The 20,380-nt window shown below is 62.5% G+C and carries 14 protein-coding genes; 3 read left to right on the top strand and 11 right to left on the bottom strand.

Annotated features, from left to right (window positions below):
• Positions 1-65 precede the first annotated feature (65 nt).
• From J3P79_RS12815 to J3P79_RS12805, 3 genes are all read right to left on the bottom strand, one after another.
• Positions 66-1,943, bottom strand: a complete 1,878-nt coding sequence (locus J3P79_RS12815) for a feruloyl-CoA synthase (RefSeq protein WP_434611086.1) — start codon at positions 1,941-1,943, stop codon at positions 66-68.
• A gap of 144 nt (positions 1,944-2,087) precedes the next feature.
• Positions 2,088-3,536 (bottom strand): aldehyde dehydrogenase, encoded by a 1,449-nt coding sequence (locus J3P79_RS12810; protein WP_434611084.1) that lies wholly within the window; start codon positions 3,534-3,536, stop codon positions 2,088-2,090.
• A gap of 87 nt (positions 3,537-3,623) precedes the next feature.
• A complete protein-coding gene (locus J3P79_RS12805; protein ID WP_045156060.1) occupies positions 3,624-4,454 on the bottom strand; it encodes a p-hydroxycinnamoyl CoA hydratase/lyase in 831 nt (276 codons plus the stop codon).
• A 213-nt stretch (positions 4,455-4,667) separates the two neighbouring features.
• On the opposite strand from J3P79_RS12805, the gene J3P79_RS12800 reads away from it, so the two are divergent.
• Positions 4,668-5,156 (top strand): MarR family winged helix-turn-helix transcriptional regulator, encoded by a 489-nt coding sequence (locus J3P79_RS12800; RefSeq protein ID WP_434611082.1) that lies wholly within the window; start codon positions 4,668-4,670, stop codon positions 5,154-5,156.
• Between the two features lie 76 nt (positions 5,157-5,232).
• On the opposite strand, the gene J3P79_RS12795 is transcribed toward J3P79_RS12800, so the two are convergent.
• Positions 5,233-6,537 (bottom strand): OprD family porin, encoded by a 1,305-nt coding sequence (locus J3P79_RS12795; protein ID WP_434611081.1) that lies wholly within the window; start codon positions 6,535-6,537, stop codon positions 5,233-5,235.
• 312 nt (positions 6,538-6,849) lie between these two features.
• Between J3P79_RS12795 and mhpT the strand changes: the two genes are divergently transcribed.
• A complete protein-coding gene (gene mhpT, locus J3P79_RS12790; protein WP_434611079.1) occupies positions 6,850-8,076 on the top strand; it encodes a 3-(3-hydroxy-phenyl)propionate transporter MhpT in 1,227 nt (408 codons plus the stop codon).
• A gap of 44 nt (positions 8,077-8,120) precedes the next feature.
• On the opposite strand, the gene J3P79_RS12785 is transcribed toward mhpT, so the two are convergent.
• The 6 genes from J3P79_RS12785 to J3P79_RS12760 form a co-directional block, all read right to left on the bottom strand.
• Positions 8,121-10,541, bottom strand: a complete 2,421-nt coding sequence (locus tag J3P79_RS12785; protein WP_434611077.1) for an efflux RND transporter permease subunit — start codon at positions 10,539-10,541, stop codon at positions 8,121-8,123.
• 52 nt (positions 10,542-10,593) lie between these two features.
• Positions 10,594-11,697 (bottom strand): WD40/YVTN/BNR-like repeat-containing protein, encoded by a 1,104-nt coding sequence (locus J3P79_RS12780; RefSeq protein ID WP_434611076.1) that lies wholly within the window; start codon positions 11,695-11,697, stop codon positions 10,594-10,596.
• 52 nt (positions 11,698-11,749) lie between these two features.
• Complete coding sequence (locus J3P79_RS12775; RefSeq protein WP_434611074.1) at positions 11,750-13,111, bottom strand: DUF1329 domain-containing protein; 1,362 nt, start codon at positions 13,109-13,111, stop codon at positions 11,750-11,752.
• A 15-nt stretch (positions 13,112-13,126) separates the two neighbouring features.
• Entirely contained in the window at positions 13,127-14,776 is a 1,650-nt protein-coding gene (locus tag J3P79_RS12770) for a DUF1302 domain-containing protein (protein ID WP_434611073.1), read from the bottom strand.
• Between the two features lie 64 nt (positions 14,777-14,840).
• On the bottom strand, positions 14,841-15,608 hold the full coding sequence (locus J3P79_RS12765; protein WP_434611071.1) for a coniferyl-alcohol dehydrogenase: 768 nt from the start codon (positions 15,606-15,608) through the stop codon (positions 14,841-14,843).
• Between the two features lie 71 nt (positions 15,609-15,679).
• Positions 15,680-17,152 carry a benzaldehyde dehydrogenase gene (locus tag J3P79_RS12760; protein WP_434611069.1) on the bottom strand — a complete coding sequence of 491 codons (1,473 nt, stop codon included), beginning with the start codon at positions 17,150-17,152 and terminating at the stop codon, positions 15,680-15,682.
• A gap of 284 nt (positions 17,153-17,436) precedes the next feature.
• On the opposite strand from J3P79_RS12760, the gene J3P79_RS12755 reads away from it, so the two are divergent.
• Positions 17,437-19,209 carry a sigma 54-interacting transcriptional regulator gene (locus J3P79_RS12755; RefSeq protein WP_434611067.1) on the top strand — a complete coding sequence of 591 codons (1,773 nt, stop codon included), beginning with the start codon at positions 17,437-17,439 and terminating at the stop codon, positions 19,207-19,209.
• A gap of 43 nt (positions 19,210-19,252) precedes the next feature.
• Here the strand turns inward: J3P79_RS12755 and J3P79_RS12750 are convergent, their stop codons facing one another.
• The gene (locus J3P79_RS12750; protein ID WP_434611064.1) at positions 19,253-20,197 is read right to left on the bottom strand and encodes an AraC family transcriptional regulator; all 945 of its coding nucleotides are present in this window, start codon (positions 20,195-20,197) and stop codon (positions 19,253-19,255) included.
• Positions 20,198-20,380: the final 183 nt, after the last annotated feature.

The raw sequence follows: 20,380 nt of genomic DNA, 5'->3' as shown, positions 1-20,380 counted from the left end.
AGTCGACGATCATATTGCCCATGACGACGCCTTCGCGAGCAGGCTCGCTCCCACAAAAAACGCTATCAGCCGGCCGATCCAGCACGCAGGACCGCTGGGTCTTCTCCCCGATACAGGGCCTCGACCTTGGCCGCGCGCCATTGCAATACCGCGCGCTGGTTGATCGAGCCTTTGTCGGTGATCTCGCCACGGTCGATGGAGGCCGGTTCGTCCAACAGTGCGATCCATTCCACACGACTGGCGTTGCCGTTCGCATCGCGGTTCAGCCGCCGCAACCAATCGGCAAACCATTGGCGTACCGGCGGGCTCGCCAGTACCTCGGCGTCGCTGGCGTCCGGGCCCAGGCCCGAGAGTCGACGGCAATCATGCAGGCGCGGGAACACCAGTGCGCCCAGGTGCGGGCGATCCGGCGCGGTCACCACCAGGTCCTGGACGTAAGGCGTGCCCTCGAGGACGGCGCGGTTGCGCAATGGCCCGACACTGACGAATACCCCGGAGGACAGCTTGAAATCCTCGGCGATGCGCCCATCGAACATCAACCCCAGTTGCGGGTTGGCGGGATCGGCGAGCTTGATGGCATCGCCCGAGCAATAGAAGCCCGCGTCGTCGAACACCTCGGCGGTCTGCTGCGGCGAGCGCCAGTAGCCTGGCATGATGTGCGGCCCGCGAAAGCGTCCTTCGAACTTGCCGTCCACCGGCACCAGCCGCACTTCGCAACCGGGCGCCGGCAAACCGATGTAGCCCGCCATGGACAGCGGTCCGGTGGTGAAGGTGCAGGATGGCGACGCTTCAGTCATGCCCAGGCCGGCCATCATGCGGATTCGTTCACCGCAATGTTGCTCGGCGACTTTGTCTAGCCGATCCCAAGTGCTTTGGGAAAGGCCCGCCGCGGCGAAGAAAAACAGACTGATGCGCTTGAAAAAGCGTTCGCGCAAATCGGCGTCCTGTTCCAGGGCGCTCACCAGTTCTTCCCAGCCCTTGGGCACGGTCAGGTAGGCCGTCGGGGAAATTTCCTTGAGGTTGCGCAAGGTTTCAGCGAAGCCCTGGACGGTGGGCTTGCCATCGTCCAGATAAAACGTGCCGCCGTTGTACAGCACGATGCCGACGTTGTGGCTGCCACCAAAGGTGTGGTTCCACGGCAGCCAATCCACCAGCACCGGCGGCTCTTCGCCGAAGACCGGGAAGGTTTGCAACAGCATCTGTTGGTTGGCGCAGAGCATCCGCTGGGTGGTGATCACCGCCTTGGGCAACTTGGTGGAACCGGAGGTGAAGAGAAACTTGGCAATGCTGTCCGGCCCGGTCGCAGCGAACGCGCGGTCGGCCTCGACACCAGCCGGCTGTGCGAGCAGGCTGGCGAAGCTTGTCCTGGCCCGACCAGGTATTTCTCCACGCACGGTGACCAAGGGAACATCCGCAGGCAACACGGCATTGACTGCCCGTTCGAACGGCGCGGCATCGCTGACGAACACCAGCCCTGGCCTCAACAGATCACAGACATGCCGAAGCTTGGCGAAGTCCTGGGACAACAACGAATAGGCCGGCGACACCGGACAGTAGGGAATCCCGGCGTACATCGCGCCCAAGGCCATCTGCAAATGCTCGATGTCGTTACCCGACAACAGCGCCAAGGGTTTCTCCGCCGATAATCCATAGCTCAACAAACCTTGGGCGATAGCCCGCACGCTGGCGAGCATCTCGGCGTAACTGACATGACGCCAATCGCCGTCGTTTTCCCGCGCAGCGACAAAGGTCTGGTTCGGCCGGACCTCGGCCCAGTGCACGAGGCGATCCAGCAGGCGTGACGGCAACGGGGCCAGGGGCTCCAGGGAGCGCATGTGCAGGATGCCCTGCTCTTCCTTCACTTCAACGGCGGGGTGACCGATCGACACCTGGCGATAACGCACAGGCTCGGCCCGGGAGGATGAACTGAACTCGGAACTCACGGTACATCTCCTCCATCAAGGCACGCTCGGGTCGCGCAGGGCGAGCAGAACGTGGCAGCACCTGGCTGCGGCCTTGTCATTGTTATGTCTGGCCTGCATCGGGCGGTGGCCTTCGCGGCGCACCGCCGACAATGCGACGGATTTTCAGATCGGGTAATGCCGGGGGCCGTTCTGCATCGTCACCCAGCGCAACTGGGTGAAATGCTCGATGGACGCCTTGCCGCCAAAGCTGCCGTAACCGCTGGACTTGAAGCCGCCAAAGGGCATTTGCGCTTCGTCGTGCACGGTCGGGCCGTTGATGTGGCAGATGCCGGACTCGACTCGTTGGGCCAAGGCCAGCGCACGGCTGGTGTCGCGACTGAAGATCGCCGCCGACAAACCGAACTCCGAATCATTGGCCAGGCGCAGCAGTTCTTCGTCACCCTCGCCGCGCACTAGCACTGCCACCGGCCCGAAGGATTCTTCACGGTACAGGCGCATGTCCGGGGTAACCCCATCGAGCAAGGTCGGCTGCAAGATGCTGCCGTCCAACTGGCCGCCCGCGACCAGCTTCGCGCCTTTGGCCAGGGCATCGTCGATCAGGCCCTTGATGCGCTGGCCGGCGCTGGCGTCCACCAACGAACCCAGCACCGAATCACTGGCCCCGGGATCACCGGCGCGCAAGGTGGCGATCTTCTTCGTGAGCCGCTCGATGAAGGCATCGGCGATGCTCGCGTCGACGATCAAGCGCTCGGTGGACATGCAGATCTGGCCCTGGTTGAAGTAAGCGCCGAACGCCGCCGCTTGCACCGCCGCATCCAGATCGGCATCGTCCAGCACCAGCAACGGTGCCTTGCCGCCCAACTCCAGCAATGCCGGCTTGAGGTGACGGGCCGACAGTTCGCCGACAATCCGGCCAACATGGGTCGAGCCGGTGAAATTGACCCGCCGCACCGCCGGATTGGCGATCAGCCGTTCGACGATCGCGGCGGCATCCGCCGGGGCGTTGCAAATGACGTTCACGACGCCGTCACCCAGGCCGGCGTCCTGTAACACCTGGCCAATCAAACGGTGCACCGCCGGGCTGATTTCCGACGCCTTGAGCACGACCGTGTTGCCGCAGGCCAGCGGCATGGCAATGGCGCGAGTGGCGAGGATCACCGGAGCATTCCACGGCGCGATTCCCAACACCACACCGCACGGCTGACGCAAGGCCATGGCGAAACTACCCGGCACGTCCGAAGGAATGACTTCGCCATTGATTTGAGTGGTCATGGACGCGGCTTCGCGCAGCATGTTCGCGGCCAGATGCACATTGAAACCGTACCAGTTGGCCATGGCACCGGTTTCGCCGGCAGCGGCAATGAATTCGCCGTTGCGGGCCTGCAATTGCTCGGCGGCGCGTAGCAGGCGGGTGCGACGTTCGTTGGGCGCCAGCGCGGCCCAGGCAGGGAAAGCGGCTTGTGCGGCCGCCACAGCGGCGTCGGCATCTTCCAACGTGGCGGCGGCCACGCGAGACACCGCTTCACCGGTCACCGGGTTGCAGCGTTCGAAGGTCCGGCCGTCACGGGCCGGGCACGACTGGCCGCCGATCAACAGGGGCACGTCCAGCATGGTGATTCCTCTTTATTGTCTTTATTGGAATGCATTCACAGTAGCGCCGGGCGCCGTGGGCGAACAGCTCCCGGGTGCCCTGTTTTCTCAACGCTTGTAGGCTTGCAGGCCCGGCTTGATGCTCTTGTCGTCGAGGAACTGCTTCATCCCCTGCTCCCGGCCCCCTTCGGTGTCGAGCAGGCGCGACTGGTCCAGCTTGGCGTAGAGGTAATCCTCGTTCTGCTCCCAGGTCAGCTCGCGGCAGCGCTTGAAACCATGCTTGGCCGCACGCAACACCACGGGGTTCTTCTCGAGCAGGTTGCGCGCCAGCTCCACGGTGACTTCGCGCAGCTGCGCCAAGGGTACGCTTTCGTTGACCAAGCCCATCTCGGCGGCTTTCTGCCCGCCGAAGGTCTTGCCAGTCATGATGTAATACAGCGATTGGCGGTGGCCCACGGTGTCGGCCATGGCTTTGCTGACCAGGTTGCCAGGCGGAATGCCCCAGTTGATTTCCGAGAGCCCGAAGGTGGCTTCGTCAGCGCAGATCGCCAGGTCGCACGCCACCAGCGGGCTGAACCCGCCACCGAAACACCAGCCATTGACCATGGCGATGGTCGGCTTGGCGTACATGCGCAGCAGTTTCCACTGCCATTGCGAGGCTTCGCGGCGAATTTTCTCCTGAAGGATTTCCGGCCCGGCGTCCACTTCCCGAAAGTATTCCTTGAGGTCCATGCCAGCAGTCCACGCTTCCCCGGCGCCAGTGAGCACCAGCACGCCGGCCGCAGGATCCTGTTCCAGGGTTTCCAGCACATCAACCATCTCGCGGTTGAGGGTCGGGCTCATGGCGTTGCGTTTTTCCGGGCGATTTAGGATGACCCAGGCGATGCCGTCGTCGATCTCGACCTTGACCGTTGTCCAGCGACCTTCGTAATTGCTCATGGCGCGTGCTCTCTTGTTCTTGGCTGAAGATGATCAAAAACTAACCCTGAATATTAGTTATGTCAATTAACTATTAATCGATTTATCTAGTATTTTCAGAGCCTCTGCAAACGCTCCCAGACAACAAATGTGCGAAGGGACGTAGCCATCGCCGCGCAACCTCGGCAAACTGGATAGCCTTGTTAATCACTGACCTTGAGGATGCTCCTTTCGATGGCCAAGTCTTCCAAGCGTGCCGAAACCGCCGCCCAGACACCTGCCGACGGTAACGACACGCAGGCACCGTTGGATTCCGCCCTGGATGACCTGATCGGTTACGCCCTGCGTCGCGCCCAGTTGAAACTGTTCCAGAACCTGATCGGCCGTCTCGCCATCCACGACCTGCGGCCCGCCCAGTTCTCGGCCTTGGCGATCATCGACCAGAACCCCGGCCTGATGCAGGCCGACCTGGCCAAGGCGCTGGCCATCGAGCCTCCGCAAGTGGTGCCGTTGTTGAACAAACTGGAAAGCCGTGCCTTGGCCGTGCGGGTGCGCTGCAAGCCGGACAAACGCTCCTATGGGATTTTCCTGAGCAAGACCGGCGAGACACTGCTCAAGGAACTCAAGCAGATCGCCATAGAGAGTGATCTTGATTCCACCGCTGCGCTTTCCGCCGCCGAGCGCGAGGACCTGCTGCGGTTGTTGAAGAAGGTTTATCAATAGACGACACCGCTCTCCCGTGGCGAGGGAGCTTGCTCCTTCGCCACAACAGCCCTTCAAACAGCCCGGTTTCCTGTCATCACCAAATCGGCACGCTGTACGTCACCAGGAACCGCGTCTGGTTCTCGTCGCGAAACGCCGCCGTGCCGGGGAAGTCATTGCGGTAGATCGATTTGCGCGCCAGCAGCCCAACGTTCTTCAGCGGACCGCTCTGGATCACATAGCCCAGCTCCATCTGGAACTCCCGTTCCTTGCGATCTTCGGCGTTGAGCGCCGCCAGCTCGATGTGATCGCCCCGCACGTAGCGCAACCGGGTTCGCAGGCCAGGCACGCCTACCGCCGCGAAGTCATAGTCGTGAATCGCTTGCCAGGTACGCTCCTTGGCGTTGAGGAAATCCGAACTCATGGTCATTTCGCTCAAGCCCATCAGCTCGGTGCCGGACACATACGGCGTCGCGGTATCACCGCTGGAATGCATGTAGCCGAGGCTCACGCGATGGCCGCCGAAGCGGTAACCCACCAGTGCCGAGACGTTGCGATTGTCCACCTTCCCTGCCTTGGCGGCGCCGTCGTCGTCGCTGAAGAAACTGCGCAGGTCGGTGGTCAGCACGCCACCGCCCAATGCCACGTTGTGCAGCAGTGCGAAGGTGTTCTGTTGGTACAGGTCAGCCACCTCGGCGTGGTAGACGCGCAGACTGAGGTCCTTGTTGACCTGATAATCGCCTCCCACATACGCCATATGGGACGTGGTCGCCGCGCCGTTGAAACGGCGATTGGGCGAGGCGATGGCCATGGGTTGGTAATCGGTGGAATCGCGCCGGGCGATACGGTCGATATAACCGGTGTTGAGCGTCAGGCCCTCGATGTCCTTGGAACTGAGCGTCGTCCCGCGAAACGTCTGGGGCAGCAGGCGCGACGGGCTGGCGAAGGCAAACGGCAGGAAAATCGACACGTCGCCGGTTTTCACCGTCGTCTGGGCGATACGCAGTTTGCCGGTCAGGCCCAGACGCGAGTATTCATCCGCCGCGCGCTTGTCGCTACTGGACACGGGCAGCAGTTCGGTGCCGCTGCGGTCAGGCGATGAGTCGAGCTTGATGCCGAGCAACCCCCTCGCATCAAGGCCGAACCCGACCGTCCCCGCGGTGAACCCCGACTCCACGTTCATGAATACACCCTGGGCCCACTCCCTGGCGGCGGTCTTGGCGCCGCCGTCCTTGTAGTCACGGTCCATGTAGTAGTTGCGCAGGGTCAGCGTGCCGTGGCTGTCTTCGACGAAGCCTTCGGCCCATGACGCGGTGGAACACAAACTTAGCCCGACCCAGGCGAAGAGCTGGATGATCGGCAAAGCAACGGGGGCATGGACGTCCCGGATAACGTTCGGCATGTTCGATTTCCATTTTTTGTTGTTGTTTTCTATCGAGGCGGGTCCCGGATGACGGGCCGCGCGGACAGAGAATGGAAATGGCCAGGGGGCTTCGTCAATGCGAAGTGACCGATAATCGAACGTTAATATCTTTAACCAGTTTTCCAGATATTCGGCTTTTGACAGGCAAGCAACTGATTTTAATAGCGAACTGACAGAATTTATTTGCGAACGAGCCGCGATTCATTTTTTAGTTAGCTTTGTTAATCTTAATTGCACCTGCAGGTTTTCTCCTGAACCGCAGTCCTGACAAAAACAATAAGAGGATTCGCCATGAACCATCCGCCGCGCCGAGCGACGCTGACCATCGCCTTGTGTTTCATCGTCGCGCTGATCGAGGGGTTTGATCTCCAATCCGCCGGGACCGCCGCTGCCGGCCTGCGGCAGACGTTTGCCCTGGACCCGAAAATGATGGGTTGGGTCTTCAGCGCCGGGATCATCGGCCTGCTGCCGGGTGCGTTCTTCGGCGGCTGGATCGCCGATCGCATCGGCCGCAAGAAGATCCTGATCGCCGCCGTCCTGCTGTTCGGCGTGTTTTCCCTCGGTACTGCTTATGTCGAACAGTTTTCCAGCCTGTTGTTGGTGCGTTTCATGACCGGGCTCGGCCTGGGCGCCGCCCTGCCCAACCTCATTGCGCTGTGTGCCGAAGCGGTGGGCGAGCAACGCCGGGGCACCGCCATCAGCGTGATGTATGCCGGTGTTCCGCTGGGAGGCGCGTTGGCGGCGGTGGTTGCGATGGCCTTTGGCGAGCATTGGCAGATGACGTTTTTCATCGGCGGCCTGGCGCCCTTGCTGGTGGTACCGCTGATGTTGTTGTGGCTGCCGGAGTCCAGCGCCTTCAAGCAAGTCCAGCAAGTGGGTGGTGAAGCCCGCGGCTCGACCGGCCAGGCGCTGTTCGGTGAAGGCCGGGGCCTGACTACGCTGGGCCTGTGGCTGAGCTATTTTTTCACCCTTACGGTGATGTACATGCTGCTCAACTGGCTGCCTTCGTTGCTGCTGGAACAGGGCTTCAGCAAACCCCAGGCCGGCCTGGTGCAGATGCTGTTCAACATCGGCGGCGCCTTGGGTTCGTTGATCGGTGGCCTGCTGCTTGACCGTTACAACCCCATCAAAGTCGTGCTGTTTGTCTATGCAGGGCTGTTGAGCGCGCTGGCCGGGGTCGGTTTGTCGGTGGGCATCGTGCCGATGGGCCTTGCCGGGTTCGCCGCCGGGTTGTTTGTCATGGCTGCGCAACTGGTGCTCTATGCCTCGGCGCCGCCCTCCTACCCTACGGCTGTGCGTGCGACCGGTGTCGGCGCCGCCGTGGCCATTGGACGCCTGGGCTCGGTGGCCGGCCCCTTGGCGGCCGGCCAGATCCTTGCGGCCGGGGGCGGTACCACGGCGGTACTGCTGGCGACGTCCCCTGGATTGGTGGTTGCGACATTGGCCATTCTCAGTGTGATTCGCCGTTCGGCCGTGCCGCGGATGAGCACGGCAGGACCGGTTGCGCAAAAATCCTGACGGAGATTCTTGCAAGCAGGCTCGCTCCCACAGGGCCTGCTCTTTCATCCCCTCACCCACCGTTCCCGCCGGCTCAGCTCAGGCTTTTTTGCGAAGACCTCCTGCGGCAGCAACCACCACGCCAGGGCGGGCAGCAGGATCAGCGCGCCGAGCATGTTCACCAGGAACATGAAGGCCAGCAAGATCCCCATATCGGCCTGGAACTTGATCGGCGAGAAAGCCCAGGTCGACACCGCCACAGCCAGCGTCATGCCCGTCAGCAACACCACTTTGCCGGTGAACAGCAGCGACTGGTAATACGCCTGGGCCAGCGTGTCGCCGGCGCGCATCCGAGCCAGGATCACGCTCAGCACATACAGCGCGTAGTCAACGCCAATGCCTACACCCAGCGCAATGACCGGTAGCGTGGCAACTTTCACGCCCATTCCCAACCCCACCATCAGCGCCTCGCACAGGATCGAGGTGAGCATCAGCGGCAGCATCGCACACAGGGTCGCGCGCCAACTGCGGAAAGTCAGCAGGCACAACAGGCTGACCGCCCCGTAGACCCAGAACAGCATCTCGCCCATGGATTTCTTCACGACGATGTTAGTCGCCGCTTCGATTCCCGCGCTGCCGGCCGCCAGCATGAACTTGACCTCCGGCAACTGATGCCCGGCGATAAATTGCTCGCTGGCCTCCACCACCCGGTTCAAGGTGTCGGCCTTGTGATCGGCCAGGTAGACGTACAGCGACAGCATCGAACAACCCTGGTTGAACAGCTCTCGCGGCGCGCGGGTCTGCACGGCCCCCAGGGCGCCGTCATTGGGGATCAGTTCATACCATTTGAAGTTGCCCTCGTTATAACCGGCCGTGGCGATCTTGCTCAGTGCCGCCATCGAGGTGGTCGATTCAACGCCGGGTAATTGCTCCAGTCGCCACGCCAGCGCATCCACCGCCGACAGACTGGCGTAACGGGTGCATTGGTCTTCCGGGGTCTTGATCATGACCACGAAGATGTCCGAGCTCGCCGCATAGTTTTGCGTCATGAACAGCGCATCGCGGTTGTAGCGCGAGTCGGCTCGCAACTCCGGAGCGCCGGGGTCCAGATCGCCGATCTTCAGGTGCAGGCTCACGGCAAACCCAAACGCGGCCAGCAGCAAGCCCGTCAACATGGCGCCAATGGCCCAGCGCCGCTGGGTGAACAGATCGAGCGCACGCCACAGCGGATGCTTGATCTGCGCCTGCTGTTCGGTGGTTTCCGCACTCAGGCTGCGTTGCGCCGCCGCGGGGCTGACGCCGATGTAGCTGAGCAGGATCGGCAGCAGGATCAGGTTGGTGAAGATCAGCACGGCGACACCGAGGCTGGCGGTGACTGCCAGGTCCTGGATCACCCGGATGTCGATCAGCAGCAGCACGGCGAAGCCCACCGCATCACACAGCAAGGCGGTGATGCCGGCGGCGAACAATCGGCGAAAGGTATAGCGCGCAGCGACCACCCGATGGGTGCCGCGACCGATGTCCTGCATGATGCCGTTCATCTTTTGCGCACCATGGCTCATGCCGATGGCGAACACCAGGAACGGCACCAGCGCCGAGTACGGGTCCAACTCATAATCGAGCAAGGCCAGCAGACCCAGTTGCCAAAGCACCGCCGCCAGCGAACAAACCACCACCACCAGGGTACTGCGCGCACAACGGGTATAGACGAAGAGCACCAGTACCGTCACCAGTACCGCCACGACGAAGAACAGCAGGACCTGGGTCATCCCCCCGATCAGGTCGCCGACGATCTTGGTAAAACCGGTGATATGGATGCGCAGGTCGTCGGTCTGGTACTTGTCCCGCAACGCCTCCAATTGCCGGGAAAACGCGCCATAGTCCAGCGCCTTGCCCGTCTGCGGATTGATTTCCAGCAGCGGCACGAAGATCACGCTGGACTTGAAGTTGCCGGCCACCAATTGACCGACCTCCCCGGAGCGGGCGACGTTGGTCCGCACCTGCTCGATAGTGGCGGCCGAGCCATCGTAGTCGTCAGGGATCACCGTGCCGCCGTCCAGACCTTCTTCGGTCACGGCGGTCCAGCGCGTAGTCGGCGTCCACAGCGACTTCATATAAGGGCGGTCGACACCTGGCAGCAGATAGAGCTCGTCATTGAGCTTGGCCAGGGTGTCGAGGTAATCCTTGGCGAAGATACTGCCCTGCTTGACCTCCACGGCGATGCGCAGCGAGTTGCCCAGGCCGCTCAACTCACTGCGGTTTTCCAGGAAGTTGGCGACGTAGGGATGGCCGGTGGGAATGGTTTTCTCATAACTGGCATTGATGCCGATGCGCGTGGCTTGCCAACCGAGCACCAAGGTCACCAACAGGCACAGCAGGATCACCAGCGGTCGATGATTGAAAATCGCTCGCTCTGCGAAGTTGCCTGACGCCCGGTCGAAGTCTTCCTGGCGGCCGATCACGGTTTGGGTTTTGTCGTCTTTCAAGTTTGACTCCTGTTGCGCGAGCCGTGGCCCGATAGCGCTACACCGTGAAGTTTCATGGTTTGCCCGAGGCGCGCGGATCCTGATCAGCCGCCACGCCGCTCAAGCCGACACTGGCCAGGCTGCCGTCGACCGCCTGTTGCACGGCAGCGACAGTCCCGCCGCTGCGGCTCTGGCGTTTGTCGAAGCTGCGACCGTGGTCATGACTGAAGAGAAGCTCGCCGCTCTGGCTGGCCAACAGCAGGCCGCCGTCGCGCAGTTCCAGGGCGCTCGCCAGCGTCGATTCGATCCCGGTGTCAAGGCGGCGCCAATTGTCGCCACGGTCGTCGGACCACCAGGCGTTTCCACGCAGGCCATAGGCAACCAAGGCCCCGTCGCGGGTGCCGAGCAGGCCAAAAAAGCTGCCTTCATAAGGTGACTTCAAGGCCTGGAACGCCTGCCCGGCATCGGTCGAACGCAACAGCAGGCCGCGCTCCCCCACCAACAGCAGATCGTTGCCCACGGCGCGAATGCCATACAGGTTCAAGCCCTGGGGGTTGTCCAGGTGCTGCATCCACGGCTGCCAGCTCCGCCCGCCATCGTCGGTACGGTAGATCTGGTTGTAGGCGCCGACGACGTAGCCGTGCAGGCGATCCCTGAAATACAGGTCGAGAAACGGTTTGTCCGGCCCATCAGCCAGCATGCGTCTTGCCTGCTCCAGGTGGGTGGCACCGCCAGGTAGCTGGGCATCACGCTCGGCGATCTGCACCGCCAGGGCAATGGCACGTTCGCCGTCGAGTTGCTTTTGCCAGGTTTCGCCGCCGTCCTGCGTATGCAGCACCACGCCCAGGTGACCGACCGCCCAGCCCTGCTCGGCATCGACGAATTGCACCGCCGTCAGGCTGACGCTGACCGGCACCTTGGCCTGGCGCCAACTCGTGCCAGCGTCATCGGAAAGCAGCACGATCCCGCGCTCGCCAACCGCCACCAGGCGCTCGCCGGCCCGGGCCAGCCCAAGCAATACCGCACGCTGGGCCTTCGTGGTCGACAGTGCCGGCTGCTGCAGCACCGCCAATGTCGTCGCCTGCGCAGGCAAGGACACGCTTGCCAACAGGCACAACGCCAAGGCGCACACGGCCCTTAGCGGAGCGCGAAACGCAAAAAGATTTTCAACGTTCATATCGTTATCCCACCTGGAGATCGTGAGCGGCCGCGACGCGGCCGGCACGGGTTCAGCGCATGTTTTCGTTGGCCATGGCATCCGGCGTGAAATAGGACGACGAAGGCTTCGCGACTTTCTGGTACTGGACCGTCAGGTCGTTGCTCGATGAGTTGAGGAAATAGGCGCCGGTGTCGAGGTTGTAGCTGCCCCACATCACCTGCGCGGTAAGGGCCGGCAGATCCGGTGCCAGCAGCGTCAACGAATACATCTGCCGACCGAGCTTGCCCTGGGCGTCATAACCGTCGGCCATCAGAATCTGCCAGGAATCCTCGTCGACGTAGTAAGTGCGACGCGGCACGACATGACGCTTGCCGGATTTGAGCGTGGCCTCGACCACCCAGACCCGATGTTTTTCCCAGCGCACCAGATCAGGATTGAGGAAGTTCGCCTTGACCAGGTCGTCGCTCTTGGCCAGGGCGGCGCGGTTGTTGTTGTAGGCGACGAGCAGTTCCTTCTTGCCCACCAGCTTGAGGTCATAACGATCGGTCGGCCCGAACAGCATGAAAGCTTCGTCGAACAGGCCAACGCCGGAAGTCACGAAGTCTGGCGTGTCATAGGCAATGTTCGGCGCCCGACGAACCCGGCGCTGACCGACCAGATACTGCCAGGCCGCCCGATTGGCCGGGTCCAGGTCCCAGTGGGTCATCAGGCCTTCGCCAGCTTTGGATGACGGCAACTCGGTGAACAGCTTGCCCAACAGGTACTTGCCCGAGTAATTTTCCAGGCTGCCGCCCTCGACGTAGTACGGAAACTGGTAGGTGTACTGGGCCCGGGTCGCCTGGACTTTCTTGCCGCCGGCGGTCATCAGCCAGGTGTCGAAAGGCGAGCTGATGGTGTCGCCGCCCTGCCAGGACAACCGATAGTTCCACAGCACCTGCGCACCGTTTTCCGGAATCGGGAATGGGATACCGCCATAGGCGTTGGAGACCTTCTCGCTGTCCACGTCCAGCGTAGCGCGGGTGGCGTTCTTGCTGGTGTTGTCATAGACCCATTGCGGCGCGGCCGCCGAGCGATGGGTCGGGTACACATCCAGGCGATAGTCCGGGTATTTCTTGAGCAGCAGCTTGGTGCCTTCGGCCAGCTCGCCGGCGTACTGCTCCATGTTCGATGCCTTGATCGAATACAGCGGTTTCTCACCGGCGAATGGGTCAGGACGCTTTTCACCCGGCTTATAGCCGGGCGCGACCTGGGTATAACCGCCCTGCCACGCCGGGATACTGCCATCGGCGTTAGCGGCGCGCTCGCCACCCAGGGGAGTAAGGTCGGTTTTCAAGCGTGCGGCCTGTTCAGGCGATACCGCCGCTTGCGCCAGGCCCATGCCGGTCAGGGCGAGGGTCAGGAGACAGGTGTTCAGGAAAGCTGTGTTCTGCATGGCGAATCCACCTTATTAGAATGAGGTTTTCAGGTAGAGCGAGACGAAGTCGCGGTCGGCCAGCGACTGTCCGTAACTGAAATTGCCGTCCTCGCGCAGCCCGGCTTTCGGGGCGCCGAAGAAATTCACGTAGTTGAGGCCGACATCCCAGCGCTGTAGATAGGTGGCTTTGAGCCCGACGCTCCAATCGCCGGAATGGGTATTGCCGAAGCCGGATTTGTTGACCGCCGATGAGCGCCCATCGAGCACGATCCCCATGCCGATGGGCACGGTCAGGTCGATCCCGTCGATGATCTGGAAGTACGCGGGTTCCATCAGTACCCGTAGCGCCGTGGCGTCGCGGGTGGTGTTGGAATCCAGCGCGGCCGCGTTCTTGGTCACGCTCAAAGTGCGGTTCCAGGCCAGTTCGGCCAGGGCCGAGCCGCCGTCCCAGAACGCGTTGGGCGACAGCAAGTAAATCGCCGACAGGTTGGCGTGGGCGGTCTTGCCCCTGGCGAACAATTCATTGTCGCCACCATCGGCCTCCACGCCGGGGGCCACCACTTGCAGGTTGCTCACCAGCGGCGCGTTCCAGCGCAACGACGTTTCACCGGCAAAGTTGAACGGGCCATAGGCGGTGGAGAAACTGACGCCGGCGGTCTTGATGTCTTCGGCGTAGACCTGACGATAGGAACCCAGGATCGGCAACCCGCTGGCCGCGGCGGCCGGGCCGTCGAGGTAGGCGTACAGCCCGATCGGCGCCTTATCGTGATATTGGGCCGCGTAGAACCCCAGCTCCAGCTCGGTGCCGCTCGGTTTGAAGCGGATCTGCATACCGCCCTGCCCCGAATTGCGCGGTTTAAGGTCGCCGCCATTCACCGTGTCGTTGCCGAACACTTCGCGCAGCGGACCACTGCCGTAGCCGATGGCATCGGCATCGCTCAGGTAGCTGCCGGCGCCAGGCAGGTTGGAACGCTCCCACTCGAACTGATAGTAGGCGCCCACCGACAGCTGTGGGTTGATCTGCAACTGCCCGGAGATCTGATTGACCGGGCGCAGGATTTCCTTGAATTGAGTGCCCGGCACGCTCAGCAGCTTGACGACATCGGTCGGACCCTGGGCATTGGCGATGCCATTGCCGCCGTAGAACAGGCTTTCGCCATAGATCAGGCTGTGCCGCCCCAGCCGCGCGACGCCTTGGGAGTCATCACCGAGGTCACCGCGCAAGAACACGAAGGCATCGAGAATCTCCGCGTCGCGACCGTGGAGCTCGCGGGTTTTGCTGAGAAAGTGCGGTTGTTCGCTGCTGTCGGTGTCCTGGTTGTAGATATCGTCGTACCAGGCGGCGCCGCTGACCCGCAGCCCGTAGTTTTGCCGGCTGAGGTCCATTTCGGAGAACAGGTCCAGGCGGTTGGAGACCAGGCCGCTGCTGAAGTTTTTATCGCCTTGGCTCTGGATCGAGGGGTACAGGCCGTTGGCGGTGGGCGCGTTGGTCAAGCGGCTGTCCTGGCCGTGCAGGCGCCAGGCCTGGCTGTACTTGATGGTGTTGTCCCAGCGCAGTTTCCAGTCGGAATCGCCCAGGTCAATTTGCATGGCCTCGACCGTCTCGACCATCGCACCGGTGCTGCATAACGCCAGGAACAGGGCGCACTGCTTGAAACCAAAGCAATCTTTGAGGTTATCCATGGCGGTTTCTCTTTATTGTTATTTTTCGGATAGCGGGTTGCGCCGCGTTCTACGGATAAGCCCTTCAGACGTAGGTGGACGCCAATCCACCATCCACCGGCAGGTTGACGCCGTTGATCCAGCGCGACTCGTCGGCGCACAGGAAAGCGATCACCGCCGCCACCTCATCGGCATACGCCGGACGTTTCATGCGATGGGCATCGGCCTGGGTCCGGGCCTCGCCGAGCATGTTCACGAAATCGTCGAGGATGGGTGTAAAGACCGGGCCTGGCGCGACGCTGTTCATGCGCACCGAATGTTCCAGGAACCAGGGTTGGGCCTGGACGTAGGTCCAGACGATCAAGGCCTCCTTGAAATATTGGTAGCAGGTCGGGTCCGGTACGGGGTGTTCGGCCAGCCAGGCTTGGCCGGCGGCAAAACCGTCGATGCCTGCCAGCGCCTTGTGCTGCTCCAGGCGCAACGGCCACTCGGCTCCCAGGATCGAGGCGATATTGACGATACTGCCGCCTGCATTGATGCGTGGCAGCAACGCCTGGCTCAAGTGGCGCAACCCGAAGTAGTTGACCCGCGCCAGCAGTTGCGGGTTTGCGGTGCCCGGCACTCCGGCAATGTTGCACAGGCTGTCGAACCGCGCGGGTAGCTGCGGCAGCAGCCGGTCGATGTTCTCCGCGCTGCTCAGATCGCCCTGGACAAATCCGTCCAGGGTCATGTGCGGTGCCTTGAGGTCCACACCGATCACCTGGGCACCGTGGGCACGCAGCAGACTCGCCGTGGCGGCGCCGATGCCCGACGAGACGCCGGTCACCAACACAATCTTGTTGTCGAGTTTCATGTTGAGTCCTCTTATTATTTTTGTCCGCTCGCAGGGGCCTCAGCTCATGGGTCCCTGTAAAAACCTGCCTTTCAGAACGGGTAGATCGGCGCGGTATCCTTGACCGTCACCCACTGCCACTGGGTGTATTCATCCCAATCCGCCGGACCGCCGACGCTGCCGCCATTGCCCGAGGCGCCACGCCCGCCGAACGGGTTGATGCACTCGTCGGCGACGGTCTGGTCATTGATGTGCAACATGCCGCACTCAAGCCGCTCCCCCATGGCCATGGCCCTTCCCACCGACGGCGAAATAATTGCCGCCGACAGGCCGTATTCGGAGCGATTGGCCAGTTCGATGGCTTCCTCGTCACTGGCAAAACTGACGACGGTTGCCACGGGACCGAAGACCTCATCCTCGAAGGCACGCATGCCCGGCTTCACGCCGCTGAGTACAGTCGGCTGATAGAACAAACGGTCGTATTCACCGCCCGCTTCAAGGGTCGCGCCGGCGCGTACGCTGTCGCTGACGATCTCGTGCACCCGTTGCAATTGCCGCTGATTGATCAGTGGCCCGAGCGCCGCCTCCTCGCGGGCGGCGTTGCCCACGCTCAAGTCGCGGGCCTTCTCAACCAATTTGCGGGTCAGCGCCGGGGCGATAGACTCATGGGCGAGAATCAATCCGGTGGCCATGCAGATCTGCCCTTGGTGCAGCCACGCGCCCCAGGCAGCGTTCCGTGCAGCGAGGTCCAGGTCGGCGTCCTCAAGGACGATCAGCGGGTTCTTGCCGCCCAGTTCCAACGCGACCTTTTTCAGGTTTCGCCCCGCCACTTCAGCGACTTTGCGGCCGGCACCGGTCGATCCGGTGAAAGCAATCATCTTCACGTTGGGATCGCGGCACAGGGCTTCACCCGCGTCCGCCGCGCCTGGCAACACCTGCAACAGGCCCTTGGGCAAGCCCGCCACCTCGAACAGCCGGGCAATGAGAAAACCACCACTGACCGGAGTCTGCGGATCCGGCTTGAGCACTACCGCGTTACCCGCCGCCAGGGCCGGCGCCACGGAACGCATGGACAGCACCAGGGGGAAATTAAAGGGCGAGATCACCCCAATCACGCCGTGCGGCAGGCGCCGCGCATAAGACAAACGCCCCGCCGCGCTGGGCAGCACCACCCCGTGGGCCTGGGACAGCATGCCCGCCGCTTGATGCAGCAGCACGATCGCCTCGCGCACCTCATGCTGGCCCTTGAACAGCGCCGCACCGGTTTCACGGGCGACATACAACGCCAGTTCCGCGAAGGAGCGCTCGGCGACATCGGCCGCCTTGCGAAAGATGGCGGCCCGTTCCCGTGGACCGAGGGCGGCCCAGGCGGGCTGCGCCAGGGCCGCATCGCGACTGGCCTTGGCGATATCGGCGGCGTCGGCCGTGGCACTGCGCATCAACACCTCACCCGTGGCCGGCTCGATGATCGACCGCAACGGGCCCGAGGCAGGCACCCAATCCCCATTGAAGACACATTCGCACGCGGTCACCTGGGCTAGCAGGTGGTTTTCGGATGCAGACATTTAAAGCTCCCGGCTCGTTGTTGTTGTCATCGTTTGCCACGCCTTGCCGGCGCTGGCGCAAACGCCGTAGGAGTGGCTGAGCAAGCCGTGTGCCGGTTTCGCCCGGCGGCAAGCACAAACATGGTCCAAGGCTCTGGGTCAATGTTCTTCGACTGACCAGGCGCCTGTGCCGTTTTCGCCGGCCTGACCGCTGGCCGATCGCCACTTGTTCATTTGATAAAGTTATGCTTAATAACTATCTGACCAGGTGCTCATTTCGACTACCGCCATCAGGGGCAATAACAATGAATAATCCCCACTGTCCGCTGCCGGAGCGGTTTACGACCGAGCCTTTTCGTCCACGCGGCGACAGCAAGGAACTGAGCGACAGCAGCTCGCCCACCCCGGCGGAACTGACGAATTGCCTGTTTTTCTCTCCGGACGATGGGCGTATCTGGCTCAACGACCAGCGCATGTTGCTGCTGCACAGCTCATCCTTCGGCGCGTTGCGCCGGGAAATCATCGAACGCCAGGGGCTGGAACAGGCCCGGGGCATGCTCACCCGCACCGGCTATTGCTCCGGCGCCCGGGACGCGCGGCTGATTCGTGAACGCTGGCCCAACGCCGACGCCGCTGCGGTATTTCGCGCAGGCACGCACCTGCATACCCTCGAAGGCATGACCAAGGTCGAGCCGCTGCACTTCAAGTTCGATGCGGAATCGGGGTTCTACGAAGGGGAATTTCTCTGGCATCACTCCTGCGAAGCGGACGAGCATGTCGCCGCCTATGGCACCGGGCAGGATCCGGTGTGCTGGACCGAGCTGGGCTATGCGATCGGCTTCGTCAGCGGGTTGTTCGGGCAACTGGTGGTCTTTCGCGAAGTGGAATGCCGGGGCATGGGGCATGAGCGCTGCCGTGTCGTCGGCAAGACCGCCGAGCAATGGGGCGATATCGAGCGTGATTTGAGCTACCTCAATGCCTCACAGCCGCCGGCGGCCTTGCCTTCTAGCCCTAGGCCCAACCCTATGGCTGCCAGCGATGCGCTGCCTGACAGCGAACAACCGCTGATCGGCGCCAGCGCGGCATTCAACGCGGCGACACTGGCTTTGCAGCGGGTCGCCCTGACGCCGGCCACCGTACTGGTCACCGGCGAGTCTGGCGTGGGCAAGGAAATGTTCGCCCGCCAGTTGCATCAACTGAGCCGCCGCCGCGAAGGGCCTTTTATTGCACTCAATTGCGCAGCCATACCGGATAACCTGATCGAAGCCGAGCTGTTCGGCGTCGAGCGCGGCGCCTATACCGGTGCTACTCATTCACGTCCCGGCCGCTTCGAGCGGGCTCATGGCGGCACCCTGTTTCTCGACGAAATCACCTGCCTCAGCCTGGCCGGCCAAGGCAAGCTGCTACGCGCATTGCAGGAGCGGGAAATCGAGCGGGTCGGTGGCGGCCACGGCATCAAGGTCGATGTGCGAGTCGTCGCGGCCACCAACCTCGACCTGCGCAAAGCCGTGGCGCAAGGTGATTTTCGCGAAGACCTGTTCTACCGGCTCAACGTCTACCCCATCGCCCTTCCGCCCCTGCGCGAGCGCCGCGATGACATACCGCTGCTGATCAATGCCTTCCTCAGGCGGTTTTGCCTGGAATATGGCCGCACGTCGGTGGGCCTTACCATGCGCGCCTTGAAAGTCCTGCTGCGCTACGACTTCCCGGGCAATGTCAGAGAACTGCAAAACATCGTCGAACGGGGCTTGATCGCCAGCGAAGAAGGCCAGGCCATCGACTTGATGCACCTGTTTCGCGATGAACGACTGCCTGCCGATGCCTATTCCCTCGACGGCAATGGCGGACTCTCGCCATCGGCCGTGGCGCAAAGCGATGGAGCGTCCACCGCGCCGCTGCTGCTGTCCTTGAGCCAGGCCGATGCGGATTTCAGCATCGACGGCCTGGAGTCCCGGCTGATCAACGAAGCGTTGCAGCTCAGCAGCGGCAACCTCGCGGCAGCCGCCCGCTCGCTGGGGCTGAGCCGAGCGCAGTTTGCGTATCGGTTGAAAAAGCACCGGCACGATCTGACTGACTAGACAAAAAACCGTTTCTATTTGTATTACATAGATATTTTGCCTATCACGGCAGCGTTTTCTCTTGCATGGCAGGAACACTGTCCGTAGGCGAGCCGGCACTGAGGCTGCGGCGGTAGTCGCTGGGCGTCTGATTCATTTCGACGCGAAAATGCCGATTGAAGTTGGACAGGTTGTTGTAGCCGACTTCAAAACAGATGTCAGTCACCGCCATTTCGCTTTGGGACAACAACCGGCAGGCGCGCTGGACCCGGAGCTTGCGCATCAGGTCGATAAATCCATGCCCGGTGATGCGTTTGAAGAAGCGCGAGAACCCAGGTTCACTCATGCCCAGTTGCCGGGCGATCATCGACACGCGCAAGTCGCCGGTGAGTTCGGCATGCAGGTAGTCGAAGGCTTTCTGGATGCGTTCCGAGCTTCGCGCATCGAGGGCTGGCGCGTAGCAAGGGCTTGCCAGGCACGAGGCCTCGCTGTCGCTGGCGCGGCCAAGCGTGTCGAGCAGTTGGAGAAACAGCGCCAGTCGCGCCAGGCCCCGGGCCGGCCCGATCGCTTCGAGCAATTGCGCGGCACGTCGCGCGGTGCCGCCGCTAAAAGCCAGGCCACGTCGGGCCCGCTCGAACAATCGCTGCAAATCCCCCAGTTCCGGCAGCGTCCGGCGCAACGACAACAGCACGGCACCGTCGAACTGCAACACCACATCGCGCCCCGCCAGATGTTCGCCGGGGGCAACGTCGCCGATCCAGTCGTGGGGCAGGTCCGGTCCAACCATCGCCACATGACCGGGCCCGAATGAGCCCATGTAGTCACCGACCAGCAACCGGCCGCTGCCCTGCCGAATCAGGTGGATTTCAAACTCGGGATGATGGTTCCAACGCGCCAGCGAATAGGGATAGTCGTGCTCGTACCAGCGAAAACTGTGCTCGGGCTCGGGCAGGATGACTTCCAGCTCGGCGGGTCGATGGTCGTACAGGAGTGTTCGGTGATCAGGCATGTCGCGCCTCTTTATCGTGACTGCGGGCACCTTACGCCGAGCACGCGGCGGTTCGCCAGCCTTGGTGCCGGCCGCCCACCGGTACTTTTTTAACACGCGCCTGCCGTTCTCCACCGCGTTAAAAAAGTATCAGCTCGCCATCCTCCCTGCGTTTGTAAGCCTTCAGGGGCGCTGCTGTAATCG

This window comes from Pseudomonas sp. R1-7 (assembly GCF_051132105.1).
Lineage (GTDB): Bacteria > Pseudomonadota > Gammaproteobacteria > Pseudomonadales > Pseudomonadaceae > Aquipseudomonas.
Note: the sequence above shows the minus strand (reverse complement) of the source record. Positions and strands in the feature narration are given on the sequence as shown.